The organism is Vibrio minamisatsumaniensis, assembly GCF_050337445.1.
Taxonomy (GTDB): domain Bacteria; phylum Pseudomonadota; class Gammaproteobacteria; order Enterobacterales; family Vibrionaceae; genus Vibrio; species Vibrio artabrorum.
Genome location: NZ_JAKJSY010000012.1, coordinates 102,895 through 119,129, shown reverse-complemented (window position 1 = coordinate 119,129; position 16,235 = coordinate 102,895). Strand labels below are relative to the sequence as shown.

At 45.0% G+C, this 16,235-nt stretch carries 10 protein-coding genes and 6 tRNA genes; 10 read left to right on the top strand and 6 right to left on the bottom strand.

The features are described 5' to 3' along the window. Positions 1 to 84: 84 nt before the first annotated feature. Positions 85 to 161, top strand: a tRNA-Trp gene (locus L4B77_RS03370). Positions 162 to 210: 49 nt separating this feature from the next. Here the strand turns inward: L4B77_RS03370 and ilvY are convergent. Further along, on the bottom strand, positions 211 to 1,101 hold the full coding sequence (gene ilvY / locus L4B77_RS03365) for an HTH-type transcriptional activator IlvY (RefSeq protein ID WP_372039456.1): 891 nt from the start codon (positions 1,099 to 1,101) through the stop codon (positions 211 to 213). 144 nt (positions 1,102 to 1,245) lie between these two features. Between ilvY and ilvC the strand changes: the two genes are divergently transcribed. Continuing rightward, entirely contained in the window at positions 1,246 to 2,730 is a 1,485-nt protein-coding gene (gene ilvC / locus L4B77_RS03360) for a ketol-acid reductoisomerase (RefSeq protein ID WP_261838514.1), read from the top strand. 467 nt (positions 2,731 to 3,197) lie between these two features. Here ilvC and ubiK read toward each other — a convergent pair whose 3' ends face one another. From ubiK to L4B77_RS03340, 4 genes are all read right to left on the bottom strand, one after another. Then, positions 3,198 to 3,449 (bottom strand): ubiquinone biosynthesis accessory factor UbiK, encoded by a 252-nt coding sequence (gene ubiK, locus L4B77_RS03355; RefSeq protein WP_261838515.1) that lies wholly within the window; start codon positions 3,447 to 3,449, stop codon positions 3,198 to 3,200. A gap of 118 nt (positions 3,450 to 3,567) precedes the next feature. Then, positions 3,568 to 6,690: a multidrug efflux RND transporter permease subunit gene (locus L4B77_RS03350; RefSeq protein WP_429748468.1), complete on the bottom strand. Its 3,123-nt coding sequence runs from the start codon at positions 6,688 to 6,690 to the stop codon at positions 3,568 to 3,570. Between the two features lie 11 nt (positions 6,691 to 6,701). Next, positions 6,702 to 7,808, bottom strand: a complete 1,107-nt coding sequence (locus tag L4B77_RS03345; RefSeq protein ID WP_261838517.1) for an efflux RND transporter periplasmic adaptor subunit — start codon at positions 7,806 to 7,808, stop codon at positions 6,702 to 6,704. Positions 7,809 to 7,826: 18 nt separating this feature from the next. Continuing rightward, entirely contained in the window at positions 7,827 to 8,408 is a 582-nt protein-coding gene (locus L4B77_RS03340; protein WP_261838518.1) for a TetR/AcrR family transcriptional regulator, read from the bottom strand. A gap of 180 nt (positions 8,409 to 8,588) precedes the next feature. Between L4B77_RS03340 and rep the strand changes: the two genes are divergently transcribed. After that, a complete protein-coding gene (rep, locus tag L4B77_RS03335; protein WP_372039454.1) occupies positions 8,589 to 10,607 on the top strand; it encodes a DNA helicase Rep in 2,019 nt (672 codons plus the stop codon). 96 nt (positions 10,608 to 10,703) lie between these two features. Here the strand turns inward: rep and L4B77_RS03330 are convergent, their stop codons facing one another. Then, on the bottom strand, positions 10,704 to 11,117 hold the full coding sequence (locus L4B77_RS03330; protein WP_429748464.1) for a c-type cytochrome: 414 nt from the start codon (positions 11,115 to 11,117) through the stop codon (positions 10,704 to 10,706). Positions 11,118 to 11,414: 297 nt separating this feature from the next. Here L4B77_RS03330 and L4B77_RS03325 point away from each other — a divergent pair. The 7 genes from L4B77_RS03325 (at position 11,415) to L4B77_RS03295 (ending at position 16,138) form a co-directional block, all read left to right on the top strand. Then, positions 11,415 to 11,491, top strand: a tRNA-Arg gene (locus tag L4B77_RS03325). A 44-nt stretch (positions 11,492 to 11,535) separates the two neighbouring features. After that, positions 11,536 to 11,611: transfer RNA gene (locus L4B77_RS03320), tRNA-His, on the top strand. Between the two features lie 76 nt (positions 11,612 to 11,687). Next, positions 11,688 to 11,764, top strand: a tRNA-Pro gene (locus L4B77_RS03315). 44 nt (positions 11,765 to 11,808) lie between these two features. Next, positions 11,809 to 11,884, top strand: a tRNA-His gene (locus L4B77_RS03310). 54 nt (positions 11,885 to 11,938) lie between these two features. Further along, positions 11,939 to 12,015 (top strand) — tRNA-Pro (locus L4B77_RS03305). A 748-nt stretch (positions 12,016 to 12,763) separates the two neighbouring features. Further along, positions 12,764 to 14,491 (top strand): dipeptide ABC transporter ATP-binding protein, encoded by a 1,728-nt coding sequence (locus tag L4B77_RS03300; RefSeq protein WP_372039452.1) that lies wholly within the window; start codon positions 12,764 to 12,766, stop codon positions 14,489 to 14,491. A 93-nt stretch (positions 14,492 to 14,584) separates the two neighbouring features. Continuing rightward, positions 14,585 to 16,138, top strand: a complete 1,554-nt coding sequence (locus tag L4B77_RS03295; RefSeq protein ID WP_429748461.1) for an ABC transporter substrate-binding protein — start codon at positions 14,585 to 14,587, stop codon at positions 16,136 to 16,138. Positions 16,139 to 16,235 lie beyond the last annotated feature (97 nt).

Sequence of the window (16,235 nt, the reverse complement as noted above, 5' to 3'; positions counted from 1 at the left end):
GTTCGAGTCCCGTCCACTCCGCCACTTATTCGATAACCTCGCCTAGTGCGAGGTTTTTTCGAATCTGAAGTAATAAAAAGTTTTAGGGGTGTAGCTCCAATTGGCAGAGCAGCGGATTCCAAATCCGCGTGTTGGGAGTTCGAATCTCTCCACCCCTGCCATATTTAAGGCTCTAGCAAAAATGCTAGAGCCTTTTTGCTTTAATTGGTATTAGTCCGGAAGGTATTTACCTTTAGCGACCTGCCAAAATGCTCGAATTAACGGATTTTCTAATTGCGATCGCTTACAGCACACCCCCAATTCAAACGGCTTGATTGGCTCTATTTTTAAGCGATCGACTTTGTCTCTCACAGGACTATTGTTGATGACGACATCTGGCGCGATACCAACCCCACAACCAAGAGCAACCATACTGACGATCGCCTCATGGCCTGCAACTTGCGCATATATATTGGGCTTTATCTTCATTTTTTTAAACCATGCATTGGCACGTTCACGTGCAGTACCCGCTTCAGGAATAATAAAAGGCACTTCATTCCAGTTTGGTTTATCAGATTGCAGTTGTTGGCTAAAGCTACTCACACCAGATGGGATGATGACTGACAGTGGAATATCGCTGATGGTCTCGAATTCTAACCTTGAAGGAAGGATGTCTGGTTTTGCAGAGATAGCGATATCCGCTTCATCGTTTAATATCTTGTCGATGGATTGAGCTGGATCGCCAGTAGAGAGTTTAAATTCAATATATGGATGTATGGCCCTGAATTCTGTTATGAGTTCAGGTAGGTGGCTGTAGCTCGCTGTGACAGAACAAAATATACGGATATCACCTTTAAGTTCTTGCTCTCCCCCCTTGAGATGAAGATTGTATTGCTGCCACTCGCCGACGATGCTCAATGCAACAGGCAATAAATGTTTACCTGCTGGAGTGATATCAACACTGCGGTTGTCTCTGATAAGCAGTTCTTGCCCTGTTTCCTCTTCAAGTTTTTGTATTTGGCGACTCAGCGCGGAAGGACTGACGTGCATAGCGGCAGCGGTTTTGCTGAAACTCTTGCTATCACATAAATGTATAAATAATTGTAGAGATTTTATGTTCATGTTCTGCGATCGTTTCCATGTTGCATTTATTGCAATAACTAATTGTGAATATATCACTTTCAGCAACAGAATGTCTGTTTTAGTATGAAGTCATTCGATAGCGAGATATCGACCTTACGGATTTATTTTTAAAGGAGCGCCCAGATGGCTAACTATTTCAATACATTAAACCTTCGTGAGCAACTAGACCAACTAGGTCGTTGTCGTTTCATGGACCGCAGCGAGTTCGCAACAGAAGCGGATTACCTGAAAGGTAAGAAAGTCGTTATCGTTGGTTGTGGTGCTCAGGGCCTAAACCAAGGTCTAAACATGCGTGACTCTGGCCTAAACGTAGCGTACGCACTACGTCAGGCTGCGATTGACGAGCAGCGTCAGTCTTACAAGAACGCAAAGGAAAACGGTTTTGAAGTAGCAAGCTACGAAACGCTAATTCCAGAAGCAGATCTAGTCATCAACCTGACTCCAGACAAGCAGCACACTAACGTTGTAGAAACGGTTATGCCGCTAATGAAGCAAGGCGCTGCACTAGGTTACTCTCACGGTTTCAATGTAGTTGAAGAAGGCATGCAAATCCGTAAAGACCTAACGGTTGTAATGGTTGCGCCTAAATGTCCAGGTACAGAAGTACGAGAAGAGTACAAGCGTGGTTTCGGTGTACCTACACTTATCGCAGTTCATCCAGAAAATGACCCTAAAGGCGAAGGTTGGGATATCGCTAAAGCTTGGGCTGCAGGTACTGGTGGTCACCGTGCTGGTTGCCTAGAGTCTTCTTTTGTCGCGGAAGTTAAATCTGACCTTATGGGTGAGCAAACTATCCTTTGTGGCATGCTACAAGCAGGTTCTATCGTATCTTACGAAAAGATGATTGCTGACGGTATCGAACCTGGCTACGCAGGCAAGCTTCTACAATACGGTTGGGAAACGATCACTGAAGCACTTAAGTTTGGTGGCGTAACTCACATGATGGATCGTCTATCTAACCCAGCTAAAGTTAAAGCGTTTGAGCTTTCTGAAGAGCTTAAAGACCTAATGCGTCCGCTTTACAACAAGCACATGGACGACATTATCTCAGGTCACTTCTCTAGCACTATGATGGCTGACTGGGCTAACGATGATGTGAACCTACTAGGCTGGCGTGAAGAGACAGGCGAAACGGCATTCGAAAACTACCCGGCTTCTGATGTGGAAATTTCAGAGCAAGAGTACTTCGACAACGGCATTCTACTCGTTGCTATGGTTCGCGCTGGTGTTGAGTTAGCGTTCGAAGCTATGACGGCATCAGGCATCATCGATGAGTCTGCTTACTACGAGTCACTGCACGAGCTACCACTAATCGCAAACACAGTAGCACGTAAGCGTCTGTACGAAATGAACGTAGTCATCTCAGATACAGCAGAGTACGGTAACTACCTATTTGCTAACGTAGCTACGCCACTACTGCGTGAGAAGTTCATGCCTTCAGTAAATACTGACGTTATCGGCCGCGGTTTAGGTGAAACATCTAACCAAGTAGATAACGCGACACTAATCGCAGTGAATGAAGCTATCCGTAACCACCCAGTTGAGTACATTGGTGAAGAGCTACGTGGTTACATGACAGACATGAAAAATATCGCGGTAGGCGGCTAATTACTTGCCTTAAGGTTCCATTTCGGTGTCGAAGGTGCTCATTTACTATCGTAAACTCCGCGCCTTCTCCTAGAAATGCAACCTTAATTCTGCGTAATTGCATTAAAGCAAAGCAGTAAGAACTCCAGGTAGACTGGGGTCAATAAATACAAAATAAAACACAACATCTAATTAAAAGGCTTGGTCGCCGTTGACCAAGCCTTTTTGTTTTTGGGTAGAGTTTTATGCCCTTCGAGAGGTAAACCGTCATTCCCTAGACTGACGAAGGAAGGAGTAGGGAATCTATAACGGTTCTTCGCTCATTGTATAAGATCCCCAACTCTCTCGTTCCTCGCTCTTGAGGGTGACAGTAATAAAAAACAAAGAGTTGTCACTGTCTACACCCCTCTATCTTCCTCCCAAAGTATTCGCATATAAAAAGGGCCGACGTTTTCACGTCAGCCCCCAGGGTTATCTCGCTTTTCAGCTTACTTATCAGCAAGCTTAGCTTCTAGTTCAACGAGCTTTTGTTCCATCTCTGTTAGCTTCTGACGTGTGCGCAACAGTACTTGAGTTTGAACATCAAACTCTTCACGGCTGACAACGTCCAACTTGTTTAGCTGCCCTTGGATTACTTGGCGAACTTTTTGGTCTACGTCTGAACCCAGTTCTTTAACTGGCTGAGGCATAGAGTCGTGGATCTGCTTAGCAATTTGCTCTAGTTTTTTTGGATCAAACATATCGATTAAAACTCCTGACTATTTATCACTATTCTATTTAATCAGATTAGAGATGTCGCCTATCGTGTATCAAAAAGGCCACCGACGTGACCTTTTTGATGGTTTTACGATTTAGCGATTACTTATTATCAGCTAATTCTCTGTGTGCTGCTTTTGCTTCATCGATGCGAGCTAGCTTTTCTAGGTCTTTGTCTTCAACAAATACAGGTAGAGGTTTGTGTTTTTCAGCCAAGTAGCTGTAAATTACTGGCAGTACAAATAGCGTGAAGAGAGTACCAATCGCGAGACCAGCAACGATTACGATACCAATACTAAAGCGCTGAGCTGCACCCGCACCGCTTGCGTACATCAGTGGAATTAGACCCGCGATCATCGCCGCTGTTGTCATCAGGATTGGACGAAGACGAACCTTCGCGGCTTCCATTACTGCTTCGATACGAGTTTTGTGATGATGCAACTGTTCCTCTTTTGCAACTTCACAGATCAAGATACCGTGCTTGGTAATCAGGCCGACCAAAGTGATCAAGCCTACTTGTGAGTAGATGTTCATCGTTGCCGCCCCCCAAGCTAGAGCGATTAAGGCACCACAAATCGCCAGTGGTACAGATACCATGATAACCAATGGATCTTTCAGAGATTCGAATTGAATCGCTAGAACCAAGAAGATGATAGCCAGTGCTAGGCCAAAGGTCGCGTAAAGTGCGCTACCTTCAGTTACGTATTGACGTGCTTCACCCATGTAATCGTGATTGTAGCCACTTGGTAACTTGCTTGCCGCCGTGTTTTCAAACCATGTAATCGCATCTCCCATTGCAACGCCTGGTGCTGGTACAGCTCCAATGGTAGCTGAATTCAATTGGTTGAAGTGAGGAAGAGAACGAGGCTCTGCTACAACATCAATGGTAATCAAACTGCCGAGTGGAACGGCTTTACCATCAGCAGCGCGTACGTAGTAGTTATTCATCGACTCTGGGTTTAAACGGAATTTACGTTCAACCTGAGGGATGACCTCATAAGAGCGACCATTCAAGTCGATACGGTTTACGTAGCCATCTGACATCATGGTACCCAAGGTGATACCGATATCTTGCATGGTCACGCCGTATGCGCCCGCTTTATCTTTGTCGATGTGTACTTTCATCGTTGCTGAGTCGTAGTTCAAATCGAGGTTTGAGTATACGAACAGTGGGTTTGTCGCTACGTCCGTTAAAATGTCAGTCGTGATTTGGAATAAACTCTCAAAACTGTTTGGTGTTGTAATAACAAACTGAATTGGAAGACCCGAGCCCGCACCTGGTAACTCTGGCATTTGGAATGCAGTTACCGCCATTCCGGGAATATCTTTCACCAAAGTACCGACTCGGTTTGCTGCCTCTGATTGACTTGTTTCACGTTCACTCCAAGGCACCATCGATGCGATACCAAATGCTTGGTTTGCACTAGGTACACCAGTGAATACCTGCGCGTAAGCAACTTCTGGTTGATCAGAGAGAATTTTGTTTACGTCATTCATGGTATTTTGCATGAAGTCTAAGTTCGCATTCGATGGCGCAGTACCCATCAGCATGATCACACCTTTATCTTCTGAAGGCGCTAATTCACTTGGGATGAACTTGAACAACAACGGCAAACTTGCAAATACGATGATAGCAAAACCAATAAATACAGGACGATGTTGCATTACTGCACCAAGCATACGTTCGTAACGGTTAGTCATGCCATTCAGCACGCTATGAACTTTCTGTTCAAACTTGCTTGGCTCAGCGTGAGCTTTCAGCATTTTTGAGCACATCATTGGCGATAGTGTCAGTGCAACGATGCCCGATACGAAAACCGAACCGGCTAGGGTTAACGCAAACTCTTTAAATAGTGAACCTGTAATCCCCCCCATCATCGCAATCGGAGCGTATACCGCACCGAGTGTGAGTGTCATGGCGATAACCGGCACTGCAATTTCTCGGGTACCGATAATCGCGGCACGGAAAGGGGATTTCCCGAGCTTGATATGCCGGTCAACGTTCTCAAGTACAACGATCGCATCATCAACTACCAGGCCAATGGCGAGTACCATTGCCAGTAATGTCATCAGGTTCCAAGAGAAGCCCATTGCTTGCATTACCATAGCCACACCAATCAAAGATAGAGGGATAGTAACGATAGGGATCAGTACCGCTCGGAATGAACCTAAGAACAAGGTAATTACGATCAGTACGATCAAAGCGGCTTCAAGGATGGTTTTGATAACCTCATGAATAGACTCATTAATCGCTATGGTCGAATCATACATTACGTTCATTGAGATGTTACTTGGGAGGTTCTTCTCTAATTGAGGAAGAAGTTCAAGGACATCGGCTGCAATGTTAATTGGATTCGCACTTGGTGCCGCATTGATAGCAGCAACCACCGCTTCCTTGCCGTTGGCACTCGCTCGGTAAACATCATGACTTTTCTCTAAAGAGACTTTAGCGATGTCAGAAAGGCGAATAATCTCACCTTCACCACTTCTAACGACGAGGTTCTCTAGCTCTTCAGTATTTGATACTTGCGTATCGGCACTGCCGTTATAAAGAACAAACTCACCCGTCGCTTGACCTGTTGCAGATTGGTAGTTATTGGCATTCAATACCGACATTACATCGGTAGCTGTCAGGTTAACCGCCGCCATTTTTGACGGATCTAACCACACGCGTAATGCGTATTTCATACCACCATAAAGGTCAACTTTAGATACACCATTTACCGTAAAGAGTTGTGGGTTGATAACACGCTCTAGATAATCGGTAATTTGGCTCGAAACTAGCTCATCACTAGTGAAACCGATATAAAGAACCGCCGTCGTTGAACCGGTAGACATGGTTACGGTTGGATCTTCAGCTTCTTTAGGTAGCTGAGAACGTACCGAGTTTGTCTTGGCCAGTATGTCAGACAGCGCCGCATTTGGGTCGGTGTTCAACTTCATGTTTACGGTAATCGTAGATTTACCTAATACAGAAGAAGACGTCATATAGTCGATGTTATCCGCTTGAGCGACAGCCTGTTCGAGGGGCTGCGTGATAAAACCTTGGATAAGATCGGCACTTGCACCGTAATAACCAGTTGAGACTGTCACCACGGTATTCGTCATTTCAGGGTATTCACGCACCTGCATTTTGAAGATTGCTTGTAAGCCAAGCAGCGCAATCAAAAAGCTGATGGATACCGCTAGAACTGGACGTTTAATAAAAACATCAGTAAAGCGCATTGTGCCTCCAGTTACAGCTTAGGTGTTTTAGACGGTGGAGTGATTGCATCACTTTCAACAATCTTAACTTTGGCACCGTTACTTAGGCGTACTTGGCCAGAAGTTACCACCATATCGCCAGCTTTCACGCCTTCAAGGATATGTGCAATATCAGCGGTACGTTCACCGACTTTGACAACATGTTGAGTCACTCGTTGAACGCCGTCTTCTTCAGTCAGGATATAAACATTGTCACCGTATAGAGTGAAAGTAATTGCTGTTTGAGGCAGAGTTACTTGGTTCTCTAGTTTCGGCAAAATGATGTTAGCACGAGCGAACATGCCGCTACGAAGTTTTCCATCACTGTTCGGAATGTCTGCTTGAACTTGAATAAGACCACTTTGGATGCTGACAGCGGGTTCAATGGCACTGATAGAGCCTTCAAACGGAGTTTCTGGGTAAGCATCAACAAAAATGTCGATAGCTTGCCCAACATTAATACGAGATATGTCATTTTGAGAAACGGTGAAGCGCAGGCGCATGACGCTGGTATCTTCTAAACGAACGATATCGGTACCTGATTGTAGATATTGACCTAGGTATACATTTCGGATACCAACAGTACCATCAAATGGCGCGCGAATTTCGCGACGCTCAATCGACGCTTTTAGGCTTTCAATATCAGCAGAGAGAGAGAAGTAGTTCGCTTCAGCTTCATCATACGCTTCTTTAGAGATTGAGCCTTTCTTGAACAAGCCTTGGTAACGTTGATATTTCGCTTTCGCAGCCGGTAGTCGGGCTTGAGTACTCTTTATGTTCGCTTTTTCTACGTCAGAATCAAGACGTACTAATTGTTGTCCACTCTTAACGTCGGTACCAGATTCAAAAGAGATTTGGTCAATCACGCCACTCGTTTCGTTTGCCAGAGTGACACCTTGGTTGGGTTCGATGAAGCCGATTACTTCAATCACTGGTACCCAATCGATAGGCTGAACTTCCGTTACCGTGACTGGAAATTCTGGTTCAGGGCGGTTGGCCATATACTCAGCAATTTTTTGTTGTTTGAACATGTTAAACCCAATAACGCTGCCGAAAAGCAGTACTGCGATGAGTAACATGAAGAAAGTCCACTTTTTCATTATGGTCAAAACCCCATTCTAGTGTTTAATTATTGCATCCCAACTGGCTTCGATTGCAGCTTCTAGTGCTGCCTCATCAAGTTGGTAATATCCTAAAGAATGCTTTCGCGCTAGAGAAACACTAGCCACTAAGCTCAAGCCACCTAATACTTCATTATCAAGTGGTTTAAACAACCCTTGTTCTTTACCCTCATCAAATAACCGCTCAACTTGGGCAAACATTTTACGTTCTAGTTCCCTGAAGTTCGTGCCATTTCTAATGGGTAAAGAGTCATACTGAATCCTATTTTTTATCGCAGCTAAGTTTGTTCCCGCTAAGTTCCATATGTTTAACCACATAGTACGGTAGCGCTGCTTGATTGGATCTGAATTATTAACCCCCTCTTGAACGGCGTCGGCTACTTGTTGAGTGACCAACACTCGAACATCTTCGATCAAGTGATCCTTATCATCGAAGTAGCGGTAGATCGTGCCTGCTGCTACTCCTGCTTCTTTCGCTAATTTCTGCATTGAAAGACCTTGGAAGCCGACCTCTGCAATGAGCTTTTCAGCGGCAGAAAGTATTTGTTGGCGTTTATCCTGAGGTATATGAGTTGTCATTTTTCAATCGCCAGTGAATGAACGTTCATTCATTATAGACCGATAACAGTACATATGTGCAATTAAATCTTGCACAAACCGTGTAAAAATCTTGTATAAGAGAACGTAGCATTCGTGCTAGTGCAGCATTATTATAGGCGCGCAATTGAATTCGCTCCTCTAGACCAAATTGAGACTCAAATGAAACTGAACCCAAGACAAGATGAAGCCGTGAAGTATGTTTCTGGCCCTTGCTTAGTATTAGCCGGCGCTGGATCAGGAAAAACACGTGTTATTACCAATAAAATCGCGTATTTGGTTCAAGAGTGTGGCTACAAGGCGCGTAATATTGCAGCAGTAACCTTTACCAATAAAGCGGCACGTGAGATGAAAGAGCGCGTTGGGCAAACCTTAGGTAAAAGTGAATCGAAAGGGTTAATTGTCTCGACCTTCCATACTATGGGCTTGACGATTATTCGCCGTGAATACAAAGCGCTGGGTTTGAAAGCGGGTTTCTCTCTGTTTGATGACCAAGATCAGCTAGCCTTATTAAAAGAGCTAACAGAGAGGCAGATCGATGGCGATAAGGATTTGCTGCGTTCATTGATGAGCACCATTTCGAATTGGAAGAATGACATGCTGACGCCAGATCAGGCAAAAGCACGTGCTCAAGGCGAACAAGAACAGCTGTTTGCTTTCTGTTTTGAGATGTATCAGAAACAGATGAAAGCCTACAACGCACTTGATTTTGATGATCTGATCGCAATGCCGGTATTGTTACTGAAAACCAATCAAGAAGTGCGTGAGCGCTGGCAGTCTCGCATTCGCTATTTACTGGTCGATGAATACCAAGATACCAATACCAGTCAGTACGAATTGGTTCGCTTGCTGGTGGGAGAGCGTGGTCGTTTGACGGTCGTAGGCGACGATGACCAATCGATCTATTCATGGCGCGGTGCAAAACCACAAAACTTGGTGCTGCTTGGTGAAGATTACCCGAATCTGCGCCTGATCAAACTCGAACAGAACTATCGTTCAACCAGTCGAATTTTGCGTGCGGCGAACATCTTGATCGCGAATAACCCCCATGTTTATGAGAAGTCACTGTTCTCCGAGATCCCGGACGGTGAAAAGATCAAGGTGCTGAATGCCAAGAATGAAGAGCATGAAGCTGAGCGCATTACTGGTGAGATCATCGCCCACAAGTTTTTGAATCGCACAGAATACAAAGATTACGCAGTACTTTACCGTGGTAACCACCAATCTCGCTTGATTGAAAAAGCCTTGATGCAAAACCGTGTGCCTTACAAGATCTCTGGCGGTACGTCTTTCTTCGCGAGAGCTGAAATTAAAGACATCATGGCTTACCTGCGTGTGTTAGTGAACCCCGATGATGACAACGCCTTTTTACGTATCGTAAACACGCCGCGTCGTGAGATTGGTCCGGTAACGCTCGAAAAATTAGGTAGCTACGCCAATATGCGTGGCAAGAGCCTGTTTGAAGCCAGTTTTGAGATGGGCTTGGAGCAAACATTGACGGGACGCGGTTTAGAAAACCTGCGTCGTTTTGGCGATTGGATTGTTCGAATTTCAGATAATGCTGAGCGTGGTAATACGGTTGAGGCCGTGCGCTCTTTGGTGCGCGACATTAACTATGAAGATTGGTTGTACGAAACATCGGCAAGCCCGAAAGCGGCTGAAATGCGAATGAAGAACGTCTCTGATCTGTATAGTTGGATTGTGGCCGATCTTGAGGGTGATAACTACGACAAAGAAGAGAAAACCCTACGTGAGGTGGTTCAACGTTTAACGCTGCGCGACATGATGGAACGTGGTGAAGATGATGACGATGCAGACCAAGTCCAATTAATGACATTGCATGCATCGAAAGGCCTAGAGTTCCCGTATGTATTCCTGATGGGTGCAGAAGAGGGCATTTTGCCGCACCAAACCAGTGTTGATGAAGGTAACGTAGAAGAAGAGCGTCGTCTTATGTACGTCGGGATTACGCGAGCGCAGAAAGAACTCACTTTTACTAAGTGTCGTGAACGCCGTCAGTATGGTGAGTTGATAAAGCCAACACAAAGTCGCTTCCTTGACGAACTGCCGCATGATGATGTGGAGTGGGAAAGCGCTAAGAAGCCTCAATCCGCTGAAGAAAGAATGGAAAAAGGGCAGGCGCATATTGCCAATATTCGCGCGATGTTCAACAAGAAGTAATGATCTACTTTAATCGTACGATATAGACGCTAATAAAAAAGGTGACCATGCAGTCACCTTTTTTGAATCTGGCATTTTTAATTACAGATCGATAAATTACAGACCAGCAATCATGTGTTCGATAGCATCTTTGATTTCGTCGTCTGAACAGTCCATACATGAGCCTTTCTCTGGCATGGCATTGAAGCCGTTGATGGCATGGTCCGCTAGGATATCGCGACCTTTCGCAATACGAGGAGCCCAGTCACCAGCATCCCCAGTTTTAGGTGCGCCACTTACACCAGATGCGTGACAAGCGATACAAAAGGTACCGTAAACTGTTGCGCCATCACGAGGGCCTGTTGGTTCTGCGGCTGCTGGTTCACTGCCGACAAGGTACACTTGTCCAACGGGTTTGATGCGTTCAGCAATTGCATCGTGCTCTGCTTCGCTTAGGCCTGCAGCCATAGCACCCGTTGAAAAGGTTAAAGCTGCGATGGCCACGCTTAAAATTCGATGAGAAATATCCATTAAACTCACTTTACATTCCCAAGGTAAGTGCGTGCTTACCGATTTATAGTGTTGGAAGGGTATTTTGATTTGGACAGCAAAGAGCAACTGTTAAATCAATGTAAATAATGGGTAATTATATCCTTATAAGTTGTTGCAATAAACAACAACTTATAAGCTGCGGCCAGTWGTTGTACTCAAATAAGGGGTTTATCACATATTAACTGTCGAAAAAGAGACCAAACAGAAAAAAAAGTTAAAAAAGTACTAGACGACCTTAAGTGATCTACGTATTATTCCACTCCGCCGACAGGGCATGCGCCTGTAGCTCAGCTGGATAGAGCGTTGGCCTCCGGAGCCAAAGGCCGAAGGTTCGAATCCTTTCAGGCGCGCCATCCGGTCTTGCTTAGGTGAGTAGCATTGGCAAAAAGAAACAATGGTGGCTATAGCTCAGTTGGTAGAGCCCTGGATTGTGATTCCGGTGGTCGCGAGTTCGAATCTCGTTAGCCACCCCATTCTTTCTTTAAAAATATCGGTAGCTTCGGCTTCCAGTATTGATTCATTATTCCCAAGAGTCGATACAAAACTAGTCGGTGAATAGCGCAGCTTGGTAGCGCATCTGGTTTGGGACCAGAGGGTCGGGGGTTCGAATCCCTCTTCACCGACCACTATTTCAATAATCGCATCATAGCGGTTATATAAAAAGTTAGTGGTGGCTATAGCTCAGTTGGTAGAGCCCTGGATTGTGATTCCGGTGGTCGCGAGTTCGAATCTCGTTAGCCACCCCATTAATTTTGGTACTTCTTTGAAGCTTCCGGTTTGAGTCATCAAACAAAATATCTCGGTGAATAGCGCAGCTTGGTAGCGCATCTGGTTTGGGACCAGAGGGTCGGGGGTTCGAATCCCTCTTCACCGACCACACAAGAAAGCCCCGTCAGAAATGACGGGGCTTTTTTACATCTGTCATTTGAGCCTTATCCCATAGACTTGAAACGTTAAACCTACCCATTCAACAACCTATCTGTTATTACATCGACGATCTCCCTTCATATAAGATAAGCACACCATGACTCTGACAATGGTTGGTTTATAACAGTGCCTATTCTATAAAATAAGTAAGATTATCCCAAATTCTAGAAAGCTCCTCCGGCAAGATAATAGGCTTTGTCGGAGGATGACTTCGAAAAATAAAATCTATTTTCAATGTGATTGTTACGGTTTGTGCTTAACATTTCTGTTACATAAACAACTAAAGAGTGCTTATGAGCCAATGAACGGATTGTTTGTATTTTCCGTGTTTATATCATTAGCATAAAGAATTGAAAGTGGTTTTTTTATTGGCATGATTAACTAGTTGAGTTGTTTGGTGGTGAATTCTTCTTATTGGGGGAGAAACACTGCAGTCTAGTTTTGTTGGGGTTTTCGGGGGAAAGTCTAATAACAAAATAGTATGCTTTCTTTCTATTATATATTGTCATTATGAATTGTTATGTGCTTGTTTTGCTTGTTAAACGTTTGATGTCGATTTTTTATCCTGATTTTGTTGCTTTTTTGTGAATTATTTGCCAAATTGGCAACCGTATAAAATATCAGAATAATATTTTGGTAAGAATGGATTCAATTTTACAGACAGGGCAGAAAGCTGCCAAAGCAGTAGAGGTCTGATAATGTCACTTTTAGAAGTAAAAAACCTGCGCATCGAATACCCATCTCGTCATGGTGTACACGCTGCTGTAAAGTCGCTGTCGTTCAACATTGAACGTGGTGAGATTGTTGGTGTCGTCGGCGAGTCTGGTGCCGGAAAATCAACAGTAGGTAATGCTGTGATCGATTTACTGAGCCCTCCTGGCCGCATCGCTAGCGGCGAGGTATTTCTGGACGGCGAAAAAGTCTCCGGTTTATCTCCTGAACAGATGCGTTCTGTTCGCGGCTCAAAGATTGGTTTTATCTTCCAAGATCCAATGACTTCTCTTAACCCTCTATTCACCGTAGAGCATCAGTTAAAAGAGACAATTCATGCCAACATGAAGGTTTCGGATCAAGAAGCCTACCAGCGCTCATTAGACTTGATGAACCAAGTTGGTATCCCACAACCAGAAAACCGTTTAAAGCAGTACCCACATCAATTCTCTGGCGGTATGCGTCAGCGTGTGGTTATCGCGATCGCATTGGCGGGTGAACCTGACTTAATCATCGCAGATGAACCAACAACCGCCTTGGATGTGTCTATCCAAGACCAAATTTTGGGGTTAATTCGCGACCTCTGTATCCAGAAAAACGTCGGCTGTATGTTGGTCACGCACGATATGGGTGTGGTCTCTAATGTGACTGATCGCGTTGCGGTGATGTATCGTGGTGATTTGGTTGAGTTTGGTCCGACGGCGAAAGTTCTTGGTACCCCAGAACACCCCTATACGCACAGTCTTATCTCCGCAGTTCCGCGTTCAGATCGTAAGCTCGATCGTTTCCCTTTGGTGAGTTACATCGAAGAAGCGCACGAGATGGAACCTCTGGATGTGAAAAATCACTGGTTAGGTCAAAGCCAAGATCACCGCGATTACACTGGCCCATTATTGAATGTTGAAAACGTGCACTTACGCTTTACCACCAAGGACTCTTTCTTTGAGAGCCGCCGTGAATACGTTCAGGCGTCAAACAACGTGAGCTTTGAGGTACATGAAGGTGAAACTTTTGGTCTGGTTGGTGAATCGGGTTCGGGCAAGTCAACGATTGCTCGTGTGATTGCAGGCTTGTACGCCCCCAACTCAGGCAAGGTAACGTTTGAAGGTATTGACCTTACTGCACTTAAGTCAGAGAAAGAGCGTCGCCCTATGCGTCGCCAAATGCAGATGGTGTTCCAAAATCCATACACATCAATGAACCCTCGAATGAAGATCTTTGACATCATTGCTGAACCGATTCGATTCCATAAGCTTACGCGCAACGAGAATGAAACTCGGCAGATCGTTCACGATCTGCTTGAGCATGTTGGTTTAGGCAAGATGGCTGGAGTTAAATACCCACACGAATTCTCAGGTGGTCAACGTCAGCGTATTTCTATCGCTCGCGCCTTGGCAACTCGTCCACGTCTTCTGATTTGTGATGAACCTACCTCGGCGCTGGATGTGTCGGTACAGGCTCAGATCCTTAACCTATTAAAAGACCTACAAGACGAACTCAACCTGACCATGCTGTTCATCAGTCACGATTTACCGGTTATTCGCCAAATGTGTGATCGTGTCGGCGTGATGCAAATGGGTCAACTATTGGAAGTGGCGCCAACTGAGCAGCTATTCCAATCGCCTCAGCACGAATACAGCAAACATCTCATTTCTTTAATGCCTGAATTTACGGGTTTAAGAGAAGAAAAAGCAGTGGCAAAAGCCGCGGTATAAAAATCAGCAAGTTGGACTTGGCTTGCTAACAACAATAAACAGACGCAAATACAACAATTAGGGATCTGGATTCCCGCATGAAGGAGTTATGCAATGAAAACCATGAAAAGCAAATTAGTAGTCGCTTTGATGGCAGCTGGCCTAAGCTTTAGTGCAGCAGCAGCAGATATTACCGTTGGCTACGCCGCTGACCCTGTATCACTTGACCCGCATGAGCAACTGTCTGGTGGCACATTGCAAATGTCTCACATGGTGTTTGACCCTCTAGTACGTTTCACTCAAGAGATGGATTTTGAAGGTCGCCTAGCAACTAGCTGGGAGCGTGTTGATGGAACGACTTTCCGCTTTAACTTACGTAAAGGTGTGAAATTCCACTCTGGGAATGAGTTCACCGCTGATGATGTTGTGTGGACTTTTGAGCGTCTACAAGCTTCTCCAGACTTTAAGTCTATCTTCACGCCATACGAAAAAATGGTAAAAGTGGATGACTACACCGTTGAGCTTATTTCAAAAGCGGCTTACCCACTTGTGCTGCAAACTGCAACTTATATCTTCCCGATGGACAGTAAATTCTATTCTGGCAAAACCGCGGAAGGCAAAGATAAATCTGAGCTAGTTAAGCACGGAAACTCGTTTGCTTCGACTCACGTTTCAGGTACTGGGCCATTCATCGTAACGCAGCGTGAGCAAGGCGTTAAAGTGACGTTTGAGCGGTTCAACGATTACTGGGACAAAGAATCGAAAGGTAACGTAGACAAGCTAACATTGGTTCCAATCAAAGAAGACGCAACACGTGTCGCGGCACTTCTTTCTGGCGATGTAGACATGATTCACCCCGTCGCACCTAACGATCACAAGCGTGTTAAAAACGCGAAGAACATTGATTTAGTGACGCTGCCGGGTACTCGTATCATTACGTTCCAAATGAATCAAAACAGCAACGAAGCACTGAAAGACGTACGTGTTCGTCAAGCCATCGTTCATGCGATTAACAATGAAGGTATTGTTAAGAAAATCATGAAAGGTTTTGCTACGGCTGCTGGTCAGCTAAGCCCAACAGGCTACGCGGGTCACGATGATGCACTTGTGCCTCGTTACGACCTGAAAAAAGCCAAAATGCTCATGAAAGAAGCGGGTTACGAAGATGGCTTTACACTCACGATGATGGCACCAAACAACCGTTATGTGAACGATGCAAAAGTGGCTCAAGCATCGGCGGCAATGCTGTCTAAGATTGGTATCAAAGTTGATCTTAAAACCATGCCTAAAGCGCAGTATTGGCCTGAGTTTGACCGATGTTCAGCAGACATGATGATGATCGGTTGGCACTCAGACACCGAAGATTCAGCGAACTTCAACGAGTTCCTAACCATGACTCGTAACGAAGAGACCGGTCGTGGTCAATACAACTGTTCTGGCTACTCAAACCCAGAAATGGATGCGATTGTAGAAGCTTCTAACACAGAAACGGACCCAGTTAAGCGCTCTAAAATGCTGAAAGGCGTTGAAGCGACACTGTACAACGATGCGGTATTTGTTCCGCTACATTGGCAGAGTGAAGCGTGGGGCGCGAAATCGAATGTCGGTGCCGCCGATATCGTTAACCCAATGGTGATGCCTTACTTCGGCGACCTCGTTGTAAAATAATCTCGCTTGTTAGAATCGAGAGCCTGAAGTGTTCAGGCTCTCTATATGATTAAGATATAGATTTAAGTTTCGGTATTTGGTCTTTCTTCAGTCTGGC

Excerpts from the sequence above, each read along its gene's own strand:
- ilvY (WP_372039456.1), bottom strand. The coding sequence starts at position 1,101 with ATGAACATAAAATCTCTACAATTATTTATACATTTATGTGATAGCAAG.
- ilvC (WP_261838514.1), top strand. The coding sequence starts at position 1,246 with ATGGCTAACTATTTCAATACATTAAACCTTCGTGAGCAACTAGACCAA.
- ubiK (WP_261838515.1), bottom strand. The coding sequence starts at position 3,449 with ATGTTTGATCCAAAAAAACTAGAGCAAATTGCTAAGCAGATCCACGAC.
- L4B77_RS03350 (WP_429748468.1), bottom strand. The coding sequence starts at position 6,690 with ATGCGCTTTACTGATGTTTTTATTAAACGTCCAGTTCTAGCGGTATCC.
- L4B77_RS03345 (WP_261838517.1), bottom strand. The coding sequence starts at position 7,808 with ATGAAAAAGTGGACTTTCTTCATGTTACTCATCGCAGTACTGCTTTTC.
- L4B77_RS03340 (WP_261838518.1), bottom strand. The coding sequence starts at position 8,408 with ATGACAACTCATATACCTCAGGATAAACGCCAACAAATACTTTCTGCC.
- rep (WP_372039454.1), top strand. The coding sequence starts at position 8,589 with ATGAAACTGAACCCAAGACAAGATGAAGCCGTGAAGTATGTTTCTGGC.
- L4B77_RS03330 (WP_429748464.1), bottom strand. The coding sequence starts at position 11,117 with ATGGATATTTCTCATCGAATTTTAAGCGTGGCCATCGCAGCTTTAACC.
- L4B77_RS03300 (WP_372039452.1), top strand. The coding sequence starts at position 12,764 with ATGTCACTTTTAGAAGTAAAAAACCTGCGCATCGAATACCCATCTCGT.
- L4B77_RS03295 (WP_429748461.1), top strand. The coding sequence starts at position 14,585 with ATGAAAACCATGAAAAGCAAATTAGTAGTCGCTTTGATGGCAGCTGGC.